The sequence below is a fragment of the Halarchaeum sp. P4 genome (assembly GCF_051195175.1).
GTDB lineage: Archaea > Halobacteriota > Halobacteria > Halobacteriales > Halobacteriaceae > Halarchaeum.
The window spans coordinates 419,371-430,659 of sequence record NZ_JBNTKC010000001.1 but is presented as its reverse complement, the minus strand read 5'-3'; the positions used below and the strand labels follow the sequence as shown (position 1 = coordinate 430,659).

Below are 11,289 nucleotides of genomic sequence, written 5' to 3'. Positions count from 1 at the left end.
GCACTCGCGTACGAGAGCGTCGGCCGATGCCCTCCACGAACGCCCGCACGGTACTCAGCGCTGGCCTCGTTCTCGTCGGCGTGTTCGCCCTACTGTACAGCTTACTCGTCGTCGCCCAGGTCCTCGTCGGCGCGGGCGCGTTCGTCGGCCTGCTCGCGCTCGCCGGCCTCGTCTACTACGGCGGCGCGACCCGACGGACGCTCGTCCTCGCGACGATGGCCGTCACGGTCGTCTACGGCGCGTTCACCCTGCAACTGCCCGCCGCCGTCGTCGCCGCCTGCGTCGTCTACCTGACTGCGTGGGTCACCGGCCACGACAGCCCGCTGGACGCGCCGGACACGACGCTCCTACCGGTCGGAACGGCGACAGATGCGGACGGACGCGAGCCCGAGACCGCGGACGAGACGCGCGAGCGAAACGAGCGCGGGTAATCAGACCCGCGTCCCGTGTTCCGGTCGGCCAGCGTCCGCCCAGTAGCCGCTGTAGGCCGCGGCGCCCGCGACGACGACGCCGGCGAGCGTCACCGACCACGTGACGGCCCCGACCGGGCCGAGCAGAACGGCCGTGGCGGCGGCGAGTGCGCCCGCGACGGCCATCGTCCCGGGCGCCCACGGATGCGGGACGGCGTCGCCGGACGTCAGGACGTAGTCGTAGATGGCGAGCGACACGACGACGCCGCCGGTGAGCAGGCCGCTCCACGCGGCTGGCGGCGGCGCGTCCGTCGCCGTCGGTGCGGCGAGTATCCAGAGGCCGAGCACGAACTCGACGAGTGTCAGTCGGCGAACCGTCGTGGTGTCCATGACGCGCTCCCCACCCCCTCTCGGGAGTCGTATAACTAGGACGTGCTCGCGCTGAAAAAAGGTGGTGCTGGCCTGTAAGGGGCTTTTCGTGGGGGCGGGGAGAGGAAGCTTTTAGCGCGCGCCACCCCGCCACACGCACATGGATTCGGTCTCCGAGGTTTTCGACCCCGAGCGCTGGGAGGCAGTCGAGCGGTTCGACTTCGACGACATCACCTACCACCGCGCGACGGACGTCGGCGCGCTCCGCATTGCCTTCGACCGCCCCGCGGTCCGCAATGCCTTCCGGCCGCAGACGGTGGACGAACTCGCCACCGCGCTCGACCACGCGAAACGCCAGGCGGACGTCGGCTGCGTCCTCCTCACCGGGAACGGCCCGAGCCCGAAGGACGGCGGCTGGGCGTTCTGCTCGGGTGGCGACCAGTCCGTCCGCGGGAAGGAAGGCTACGAGTATCACGAGGATGAGGACGGCGAGGAAGTCGAGAAGGCCGAAGCGGGCCGCCTCCACATCCTCGAAGTCCAGCGCGCCATCCGCTTCATGCCCAAGCCCGTCGTCGCCGTCATCCCCGGATGGGCGGTCGGCGGCGGCCACAGCCTCCACGTCGTCTGCGACATGACGCTCGCCTCCGCGGAGCACGCGAAGTTCCTCCAGACCGACCCCGACGTCGCGTCCTTCGACGCCGGGTTCGGCTCCGCCTACCTCGCCAAGCAGGTCGGGCAGAAGAAGGCCCGCGAAATCTTCTTCCTCGGGAAGACCTACGACGCCGAGGAGGCCGTCGAGATGGGGATGGCGAACGAAGCCGTCCCCCACGAGGACCTCGAGGAGACGGCGCTCGAGTGGGCCGAGCGGATGAACGACAAGAGCCCGATGGCGATGCGGATGCTCAAGTACGCCTTCAACGCCACCGACGACGGGATGGTCGGCCAGCAGGTGTTCGCCGGCGAAGCCACGCGACTGGGGTACATGACCGACGAGGCACAGGAGGGCCGCGACGCCTTCCTCGAGGGTCGCGACCCCGACTTCGAGGACTACCCCTGGTACTACTGAGGGCGCTCAGTCCTCTTGGGCTTCGACGACGGCGACGCTCGCGAGGTTGACGATATCGCTTCCACCTTTTTCGCCCCGAGGGGGCGAAAACCCTGGAGGGAAAACCGCTCAGTCCTCTTGGGCTTCGACGACGGCGACGCTCGCGAGGTTGACGATGTCCTTGACCTCGTCGCCGCGCTGGATGACGTGGACCGGTTCGTCCATCCCGACGAGGATGGGGCCGACGGCCTCCGCTCCCCCCAAACGCTGGAGGAGTTTGTACGCGATGTTTCCGGCTTCGAGGTTGGGGAAGACGAGGCAGTTCGCGGGGCCGTCCAGGTTCGCGAAGTCGTAGGTGTCCTCGAGGACGCCCTCGAGGACGGCGGTGTCGGCCTGCATCTCGCCGTCCACCTGGAAGTCGACGGCCGGGTCGTCATGGAGCATCGCGACGGCGTCGCGTGGCTTCGCGGTGCCGTCGGTCTCGACGCTCCCGAAGTCGGAGTAGGAGAGGAGCGCCGCGCGCGGTTCGACGTCGAAGCGCTTCGCGAGGCCGGCGACGTGACGCGTGATTTCCGCGAGTTCGTCCGCGCTCGGCGACGTGTTGACGGTGGTGTCGGCGCAGAAGACGACGCGGTTCTTGAACGTCAGCATGTAGACGCCGGCGACGATGTCCGTGTCCGGTGCGGTACCGACGACTTCCAGCGGCGGGCGGAGCGCCGAGGGATAGTGGTTCGTGAGGCCGGTGAGGAAGGCATCGACGTCACCGGTTTCGAGCATCGCGCTCCCGAAGTAGTTCGTGTCGCGCTCGATGAGTTCGCTCGCCTCGCTGCGCGTGACGCCCTTGCGCTTGCGGAGTTCGTAGAGGCGCTCGGCGTAACGGTCGGTCGCGCGCTCCGCGGGGTCGAGGACGTCGGGGTCGAAGTCGAGGCCGAGGTCGTCCGCCACCGACCGAACGGTCTCCTCCTCGCCGAGCAGGACGGGTTCGGCGATGCCCTGGTCCTGCATCTGGTAGGCGGCACGCACCATCTTCTCGTCGTCGCCGTCACCGAGCGCGACGCGCTTCGGGTCGTTTTCGGCCTTGTTGAGGACGACGCGCATCATCTCGCGCGACTTGCCGAGGCGGGCCTCGAGGCGCTCGCGGTACGCCGCGAGGTCGACCTCGTCGCGCGCGACGCCGACTTCCATCGCGGCCTCAGCGACGGCGGGAGCGATCTCGAAGAGGACGCGCGGGTCGAGCGGCTTCGGGAGGATGTACTCGGGGCCGAACTGGAGGGGCTGGTCGCCGTAAGCCTTCACGACCTGGTCGGGCACGTCCTCGCGCGCGAGTTCCGCGAGCGCCTCGGCGGCGGCGACCTTCATCTCCTCGGTGATACCGGTCGCCCGGACGTCGAGGGCGCCCCGGAAGATGAACGGGAACCCCAGCACGTTGTTGACCATGTTCGGATAGTCCGAGCGCCCGGTCGCCATGATGACCTGGTCGTCGCGGGCCGCCTTCGCTTCCTCGTAGCCGATTTCGGGGTCGGGGTTCGCCATCGCGAAGACGATGGGGTTCTCGGCCATCGAGCGAATCATCTCCTGGGAGACGATGCCGCCGACCGAGAGGCCGACGAGGACGTCCGCGCCCTCGATGGCGTCCGCCAACTCGCCGGGTTCGACGCCCTGCGCGAACGGCTCGGCGTGCGGGCTGAGGTCGCCGGCGTCCGCGCGCTCCTGTGAGAGGACGCCGTCGATGTCGCACATCGTGATGTTCTCGTGGGGGACGCCCAGCGAGGCGTAGAACTTCGCGCAGGAGACGGCGGCCGCGCCCGCGCCCGAGAAGGCGACTTCGAGGTCCTCGAGGTCCTTCTCGACGAGTTCGACGGCGTTCAGGAGCGCCGCACCGCTGATGATGGCGGTGCCGTGCTGGTCGTCGTGGAAGACGGGGACGTCCATGCGCTCGCGGAGGCGTTCCTCGATTTCGAAGCACGCGGGCGCGGCGATGTCCTCGAGGTTGACGCCGCCGAACGTCGGCTCCATCGCCGCCACCGACTCGACGAACGCGTCCACGTCGTCGTGCTCCAACTCGATGTCGAAGACGTCGATGTCGGCGAAGCGCTTGAAGAGCACGCCCTTCCCCTCCATCACGGGCTTCGAGGCCTGTGCGCCGATGTCACCGAGACCGAGGACCGCCGAACCGTTCGACACCACGCCCACGAGGTTCCCCTTCGCCGTGTACCGGTAGGCGTCGTTCTCGTCGTCCGCGATGCGCCGACAGGGCGCGGCGACACCGGGCGAGTACGCCAACGAGAGGTCCCGCTGCGTGTTCGTCGGCTTCGTCGTCGCGATCTCCAACTTTCCGGGTGGCTCGCGCTCGTGGTACTCGAGCGCGTCTTCGTCCAGTCCCATGCGAAGTGGTGGACGCGCAGGCGCAAAAAGACAACTGAGACAGTCGAACGTGAACCGCCGACGGGGCAGGGGCGACGGCGGCCACATGGCGAACGCTCTTGTGCGCGCCGCGCGAACCTCGCGCCCATGTCGATGCGCGCCGACGACTCCGACGACGACTTCGAGGAGCACGGACGGTTCGCGGGCGGGACGACGTGGCTCGCCCACCCCGAGGAGCCGATGCAGCGCGCGAGCCACGTCCTCGACACCGACGCCGGCGTCTTCCTCGTCGACCCCGTGGACGCACCCGGCACCGACGAGCTTGTCGCCGAGTTCGGCGAGGTCGCCGGTGTCGTCCTCCTGCTCGACCGCCACGAACGCGACAGCGCCGCCGTCGCGACGCGCCACGACGTCCCCGTCTACCGGCCGTCGTTCCTCACGCGGGACGTCGGCGTCCAGACCGAGCCCTTCAGCGGCATGCTCCCCGGCACCGACTACAGCCTGATTCGCGTCCTCGACACGCCAGTCTGGCACGAGGCCGCGCTCTTCGACGGCGAGACGCTCGTCGTCCCCGAAGCCGTCGGGACGGCCGACTTCTTCCGCGGCGCCGACGAGCAGGTGGGCGTCCATCCGATGCTCCGCCTCACGCCGCCCTCGGCGCTTCGTGGCCTCCGGCCCGAGCGCGTCCTCGTCGGTCACGGTCACCCCGTCCACGAGGCAGCGACCGACAGCCTCCGCTACGCGCTCGAGCATTCCCGCCGGAACGCGCCCGGCGTTCTGGTGAACACCCTCCGGAACGTCCTCGGCTAGTCGTCCTCGAGGCGGCGCAGCTGCTCGCGGTGGAGCGTGACGAGCAGGTCGGAGAGGACGCCGAACATCAGGAGTTGAACGCCGAGTAGAATGGCGAACGCGGAGAACACCGCGAGCACTTCGTGGGAGACGTTCTGCGTCACCCACTCGACGGCGACGTAGACCGCCATCAGGAGGCCGACGAGCGTCGACCCGAAGCCGATGCTCCCGAAGTAGAAGAGCGGGTTGTTCGTCTTCGCGAGCTTGTAGAGCGCGAAGATGATGCGCGCGCCGTCGCGGAACGGCCGGAGGTTCGTGTCGGAGGCCTCCGGGCGTTCGAGGTAGGTGATGTCCACGACGCGCGTCGTGATGTCGAGTTTCGCGCACTCGACGGCCATCTCCGTCTCGATGGCGAACCCGTCCGCGGTGAGGTGCATCCGATCGAAGGACTCCGTCGTGAACGCGCGATAGCCGCTGAGGATGTCGCGGAAGTCGTGGCCGTGGATGAAGGAGAACGCCCGGTTGATGATCGAGTTCCCGATGCCGTTCAGCGTGCTCATCGCGCCCTCCTCCATGTCCGCGAACCGGTCGCCGATGACGTGCTCGGCGCGCCCCTCGAGGAGCGGTTCGAGCATCGCGTCCGCGTCCGCGGCGCGATAGGTGCCGTCGCCGTCCAGCATCAACACGTAGGGCCGCTCGACGTAGCCGACGCCTTCTCGGACGGCCTGTCCCTTCCCCGCGCCGGACTGCTCGACGACGCGCGCGCCCTTCGCGCGCGCAATCTCGCGAGTGTCGTCCGTCGAATGGCCGTCGACGACGAGGAACTCGTCGAAGCCCTCGTCTTTGAAGGACTCGATGACCTCGCCGATAGTCTCCGCCTCGTCGAGCGTCGGGATGAGGACGCAGACGTCCGAGTAGTCCGGCATCGACTCAAACGCCACGCGGAGAGGGAAAAAGCGTTCCGTGTTCGGTCATCGAACGTCGCCGCACCGACACCAGCGCCCGAGCCGTGTCGACAAGGGGAGAACAGACTCGCTGACGCTCGGCGTCGCCTTATTCCTCGCGGCTCTCGCTGAGCCGCTCCCAGATTTCGGTGCAGCCCGCACCGTCTTCGACGTCGTCCAGGTGTGTGTCGTCTCGGTTACTCATACATCGAGTAACTCGGTTCTCGAAGATAAACGTTGTGCCACTCGACCGCCACGTTATTGCGCGACAGCCCCCCTACGTGGCAGTATGACCGGAGACGACGCGCCCGCGGCCGTCCTCGAACGACTCGAGTTGACCGAGTACGAGGCGACGGCGCTCGCCGAACTGCTCGCGCTCGGCCGGACGACCGCGCCCGACCTCTCGGAGGCGGCCGGAATCCCGAAAGCCCGCATCTACGGCGTCCTCGACGCCCTCGCCGACCGGGGCTATGTGAAGATCATCCCCGGCCGTCCGAAGCACTACCAACCCAAGCCTCCCGAGCGCATCCTCGAGCGCGCCGTCGAGAACGAACGGCAGGCCTTCGAGCGCTACCGGCAGGACGTCGAGGCGATGCGCGAGGAGTTCCTCGAGACGTTCGAGCCGATGTACGAGCAGGCGAGCGAGGACGTCACGCCCACGGAGGAACTCTTCTGGGTGGTGGACGTCGGCGAGCCCTCCGAGGAGGAGACGCGCTCGCTCTACCGGAACGCCGAGGACTCCGTCTCGGTCATCACGAAGTCCTTCGAGTATTTCGAGCGCGTGGAGCCGGCGCTCGCCGACGCGCTCGAGCGCGGCGTCGACGTCGACGTCCTCTTCCTCCATCCCTCGCACCTCGACGAGTCGAACCGGGCGGTCCAGCGCGACATCGTCGCGTACGTCCGCGAGACCTATCCCGAGGTGGACTTGCGCTTCAGCCGCGAACAGCTGCCGTGGCGCGGGACGTTCGCGGACCCGAGCATGGACTACGAGACGGGCCGGGCCATCCTCCTCGTCGAGGAACGTGACGTCCCGCTCTCGATGCGGCAGGCCGCGGTCACGGAGAACGGGTCGTTCGTCGCGGGCCTCGAGCGCTTCTTCGAACTCGTCTGGGAGTACGAGGCCACCGACCCGGACGCCGTCCTCGACTGAGGGGCGCGAATCGCCCTGAAGTGGCGCGTGACGGCGCCGTGCGAACGGACGGAAGACTTATGCCCGTAGTTACTCACATTCTGAGTAACCATGACGGTACTCCTCACCGGTGCCGACGGCTACGTCGGCTGGCCGACCGCACTCCGACTCGCAGAGCGTCTCGACGACCGCATCGTCTGCGTCGACAACGGCTATCGGCGCGAGTGGGTCGCCGAGTCCGGCAGCGTCTCCGCCGTCCCCATCGAGGAGCCCGAGGAACGCTTCGAGGACGTCGAGGGGCTCTCCTACGTCGAGGGTGACCTCGCCGACCGGGAGTTCGTCGAGCAACTCATCGAAGTCTACGAGCCCGACACCGTCCTCCACGCCGCCGCTCAGCCCTCCGCCGTCTACGCGGGCATCAACGGCGAGCGCGCGCTCTTCACCCAGCGGAACAACGTCTCGATGACGCTCAACCTCCTGCACTGCCTGCACGAGGCCGGCCTCGACGACACGCACTTCATCGAGACGACGACCACCGGCGTCTACGGCGCGCCCGAGTTCCCCATCCCCGAGGGCGAGGCGGAGATGTCGAACGGCGGCGAGTCCGACGACGTCCCGTTCCCCGCGATGGGCGGCTCGTGGTACCACCAGACGAAGGCCTTCGACGCCGGCAACATGCGCCTCGCGAGCAGCGAGTGGGACATGCCCATCAGCGACGTCCGCACTGCCATCGTCTTTGGCACCGAGACCGAGGAGACGAAGGCGCAGGACTCCCCGACGCGCTTCGACTTCGACTACTACTTCGGCACCGTCGTCAACCGCTTCTGCGCGCAGGCGGTCGCCGGCTACCCCATCACCGTCTACGGGAAGGGCGAACAGCGCAAGCCGATGGTCACGCTCGAGGACACCGTCGAGAGCCTCGTGACGCTCGTCGAGGAGGGCCCGGACGCCGAGGACGACGTCACCGTCTACAACCAGGTGAACCGGCCCGTCGCCATCGTCGAGCTCGCCGAGACCATCGCGGAGGTCGGCGAGGAGTTCGGCCTCGACGCCGACGTCGAGCACTTCGAGAACCCGCGCGAGGAGGACGAGGAGCACAAGATGGAGATGGACAACGAGAACTTCCAGTCGCTCGTCGACGACGAGATGGGTCTGGAGGCGGGCATCCGCCAGGTGCTCGGCACGCTCGTCGAGCACGAGGAGCGCATCGCCGCCCACGAGGACCGCTTCCTGCCGGGGGTGCTCTCCGATTAACGTCCTCGTCACCGGCGGCGCGGGCTACATCGGGAGCGCGCTCGTCCCCCACCTCCTCGAGGCGGGCCACGACGTGCGCGTCCTCGACGACTTCAGCCTCTCCAGTCCGCGAAACCTCATGGGGACGTCGCTCCCCGACGTCGACTTCCACCGCGGCGACATCCGCGACCCCGACGACGTCGAGGCCGCGATGGACGGCGTCGAGGCGGTGATTCACCTCGCCGCCGTCACGGGCGCCGCCCAGTCCCACGAGATGCGCGAACGCGTCGAGGACGTCAACGTCCACGGCACCGAAGTCGTCGCGGACGCCGCCGAAGCCGCCGGTGTCGAGACGTTCGTCCTCGCCTCCTCCTGTAACGTCTACGGCGACACCTACGCGGAGGAACTCGACGAGGACGCCGAACCCGCACCCGGCAACCCCTACGCCGAGTCGAAACTCGCCTGCGAGGACATCGTCGCCGAGCGCGAGTGCACGGACGTGAGCCTGCGACTCGCGACGAACTTCGGCTACTCGCCCGGCGTCCGCTTCAACCTCGTCGTCAACACGTTCGTCTTCCGCGCGCTCGCGGGCGAACCGCTCACCGTCTACGGCGACGGGACGAACTGGCGGCCGTTCCTCCACGTGACGGATGCCGCGCGGGCGTTCGCCGCCGCGCTCGACTGGCCTGCCGGCACCTATAACGTCGGCCTCGACAACTTCCGTATCGAGGATATCGCCGAGGCCGTCGCCGACGTCGCCGAGCGCGACGTCGAGACCGATTACCTCGCGGGGGAGGACCCCGGCCCGTCCTACCACGTCCGCTTCGAGAAGATGCGCGAACGCGGTTTCGAGCCGACCCACGACCTCAGCGAGGGCATCGCCGACCTCAAAGAGCGCTTCCAAGCATGACCGAGACACACACCATCGGCGTCACCGGCGCCGCCGGCTACATCGGGTCGCGCGTCACGCGCGAACTGCTCGCCGACGGCCACGACGTCGTCCCCGTGGACGACTTCAGCAACGGTGACGTCACCGAAATCGACGGCCGTACAGTCCGAGAACTCGACGTTCGCGACGAGGCGGCGCTCCGCGACGCCTTCGACGACGTGGACGCCGTGATGCACCTCGCCGCCATCAGCGGTGTCCAGTCCTGTGCGGAAAACGAGCGCAAGGCGTTCGACGTGAACGTCCGGGGCACCGAGACCGTCGCGTGGCTCGCGCGCGAACGGAACCTCCCGCTCGTCTTCCCGTGCAGCATGGCCATCCTCGGCGAACCCACGGAGTTCCCCATCACCGCCGACAACCAGCGCGCACCCGTGAACCACTACGGGCTGACGAAGAAGATGAGCGAGGACGACATCCACGACCTCGCGCGCGGGGAGTTCCCCGCCCACGTCTACATGAAGTCGAACCTCTACGGCCACCACGAGATGAACGGCCGGAGCATCGGGAAGAACACCGTCATCAACATCTTCGTCGACCGCGCGAAACAGGGCAAGCCCCTCGAAGTCCATGCGCCCGGCACGCAGTCCCGCGACTTCGTCCACGTGAAGGACGTTGCACGGGCGTATCCGCTCTCGCTCGAGGCGCTCATGGATGCCGACGCCGGGGCGACCACCCTCCCCATCGCGAGCGGCGAGGAGTACTCCATCCTCGAAATCGCCGAGCTCGTCCAGGACGCCGCCGCGGACGTCCTCGACCGCGACATTGACGTCGACATCGTGGAGAACCCGCGCGGCTCCGAGGCCGCCGGCGAGGACTTCACCGTCGACACCTCGAAGACGGAGGACGTCATCGGCTTCGAGGCCGAACACACCGTCGAGGAGACCGTCAGGGAGCTGTTGGCACAATGAAGGCCGTGATTCTCGCGGCGGGCGAAGGCACCCGCCTCCAACCGCTCACCGAGACGCGCCCGAAACCGATGCTCCCCGTCGGCAACCGTCCGCTCCTCGAGCACGTTGTCGACGCCGTCGCCGAGGCAGGCATCGACGACATCGTCCTCGTCGTCGGCTACCGGCGCGAGCGCATCCAGAGCTACTTCGGCGACGGCGACGACTGGGGCGTCGACATCGAGTACGCCGTCCAGGAGAAACAGCTCGGCACCGGTCACGCCGTCCTGCAGGCCGAAGAGTACGTCGACGAGCCGTTCGTCGCGCTGAACGGCGACCGCATCATCGAGGCCGACGACATCGCGCGCGTCGTCGACTCCTTCGAGGAGAGCGGGGCGACGACGCTCGCTGTCGCGCGCGCCTCACGCCCCAGCGACTACGGCGTCGTCACCCTCGAGGGCGACACCGTCGTCGACATCGTCGAGAAACCGCCGCGCCACGCGACCCCCTCGGACGTCGTGAACGCCGGCATCTACGGCTTCACCGCCGACGTCTTCGACGCGCTCCGCGAGACGGACTCCGAGGGCGAGCTCGCCGTGACGGACACCCTCGAACGCCTCGCCACGGAGGACACCGTCACCGCCGTCATGCTCCGCGGACGGTGGCTCGACGTCTCCTATCTCTGGGACCTGCTGCGGGTGAACGACCACGTCGTTGAGGCGGCGACCGCCGACTCCGCGCGCGTCTCCGAGGACGCCACCGTGGTTGGCGACGTCGCCGTCGGTGCCGACGCCCGCGTCCGACCGGGCGCGCGTGTCCTCACCGGGACGTCGCTCGGCGACAACGTCGACGTCGGCGCGAACGCCGTCGTCTCGAACAGCGTCGTCCTCCCGGACGCCACCATCGGCGCCGGCGCCGTCGTCCGGGACGCCGTCGTCGGCGAGAACGCCACTATCGCCGCGAACGCCACTATCGAAGGCGGCGAGGCCGACGTCGCCGTGAACGGCCACGTCCACGAGGACGTCCGGCTCGGCGCCGTCGTCGGCGACAACGCCCGTATCGGCGGCGCTTCGACGCTCGCACCCGGCACCGTCGTCGGCAACCGCGTGGACGTCGAGACGGGCGCACACGTCGACGGGACGATTCCGTCGGGCGCGCTCGTCCGGAGGGCCTAAC

11 protein-coding genes are annotated in these 11,289 nt (G+C 68.5%); 8 read left to right on the top strand and 3 right to left on the bottom strand.

The genetic code is table 11. The features are described from left to right. Nucleotides 1–26 precede the first annotated feature (26 nt). Nucleotides 27–431 (top strand): hypothetical protein, encoded by a 405-nt coding sequence (locus tag ACQUS8_RS02230; RefSeq protein ID WP_435096288.1) that lies wholly within the window; start codon nt 27–29, stop codon nt 429–431. Here ACQUS8_RS02230 and ACQUS8_RS02225 read toward each other — a convergent pair whose 3' ends face one another. Further along, the gene (locus ACQUS8_RS02225; RefSeq protein ID WP_435096285.1) at nt 432–800 is read right to left on the bottom strand and encodes an SPW repeat domain-containing protein; all 369 of its coding nucleotides are present in this window, start codon (nt 798–800) and stop codon (nt 432–434) included. Nucleotides 801–939: 139 nt separating this feature from the next. Between ACQUS8_RS02225 and ACQUS8_RS02220 the strand changes: the two genes are divergently transcribed. Then, nucleotides 940–1,845 carry a 1,4-dihydroxy-2-naphthoyl-CoA synthase gene (locus ACQUS8_RS02220; protein ID WP_435096282.1) on the top strand — a complete coding sequence of 302 codons (906 nt, stop codon included), beginning with the start codon at nt 940–942 and terminating at the stop codon, nt 1,843–1,845. A 108-nt stretch (nt 1,846–1,953) separates the two neighbouring features. On the opposite strand, the gene ACQUS8_RS02215 is transcribed toward ACQUS8_RS02220, so the two are convergent. Further along, nucleotides 1,954–4,209, bottom strand: coding sequence for an NADP-dependent malic enzyme (locus ACQUS8_RS02215; protein ID WP_435096279.1), 2,256 nt, complete (start codon nt 4,207–4,209; stop codon nt 1,954–1,956). Nucleotides 4,210–4,335: 126 nt separating this feature from the next. Between ACQUS8_RS02215 and ACQUS8_RS02210 the strand changes: the two genes are divergently transcribed. Then, on the top strand, nt 4,336–4,998 hold the full coding sequence (locus ACQUS8_RS02210) for a hypothetical protein (protein WP_435096276.1): 663 nt from the start codon (nt 4,336–4,338) through the stop codon (nt 4,996–4,998). Here ACQUS8_RS02210 and aglJ read toward each other — a convergent pair. Continuing rightward, nucleotides 4,995–5,903 (bottom strand): S-layer glycoprotein N-glycosyltransferase AglJ, encoded by a 909-nt coding sequence (gene aglJ, locus ACQUS8_RS02205; RefSeq protein WP_435096273.1) that lies wholly within the window; start codon nt 5,901–5,903, stop codon nt 4,995–4,997. The genes ACQUS8_RS02210 and aglJ overlap by 4 nt on opposite strands. A 307-nt stretch (nt 5,904–6,210) precedes the next feature. Between aglJ and ACQUS8_RS02200 the strand changes: the two genes are divergently transcribed. The 5 genes from ACQUS8_RS02200 (at nt 6,211) to ACQUS8_RS02180 (ending at nt 11,288) form a co-directional block, all read left to right on the top strand. Continuing rightward, the gene (locus ACQUS8_RS02200; RefSeq protein WP_435096270.1) at nt 6,211–7,071 is read left to right on the top strand and encodes a TrmB family transcriptional regulator; all 861 of its coding nucleotides are present in this window, start codon (nt 6,211–6,213) and stop codon (nt 7,069–7,071) included. Between the two features lie 90 nt (nt 7,072–7,161). Then, nucleotides 7,162–8,304, top strand: a complete 1,143-nt coding sequence (locus ACQUS8_RS02195; RefSeq protein WP_435096267.1) for an NAD-dependent epimerase/dehydratase family protein — start codon at nt 7,162–7,164, stop codon at nt 8,302–8,304. Then, nucleotides 8,300–9,193, top strand: coding sequence for an NAD-dependent epimerase/dehydratase family protein (locus ACQUS8_RS02190; protein WP_435099246.1), 894 nt, complete (start codon nt 8,300–8,302; stop codon nt 9,191–9,193). Before ACQUS8_RS02195 ends, ACQUS8_RS02190 begins: the two co-directional genes overlap by 5 nt. Next, a complete protein-coding gene (locus ACQUS8_RS02185) occupies nt 9,190–10,137 on the top strand; it encodes an NAD-dependent epimerase/dehydratase family protein (protein ID WP_435096264.1) in 948 nt (315 codons plus the stop codon). Before ACQUS8_RS02190 ends, ACQUS8_RS02185 begins: the two co-directional genes overlap by 4 nt. Continuing rightward, nucleotides 10,134–11,288 carry a sugar phosphate nucleotidyltransferase gene (locus ACQUS8_RS02180; RefSeq protein WP_435096261.1) on the top strand — a complete coding sequence of 385 codons (1,155 nt, stop codon included), beginning with the start codon at nt 10,134–10,136 and terminating at the stop codon, nt 11,286–11,288. The genes ACQUS8_RS02185 and ACQUS8_RS02180 overlap by 4 nt, the downstream gene beginning before the upstream one ends. The last annotated feature ends 1 nt before the right edge of the window (nt 11,289 follow it).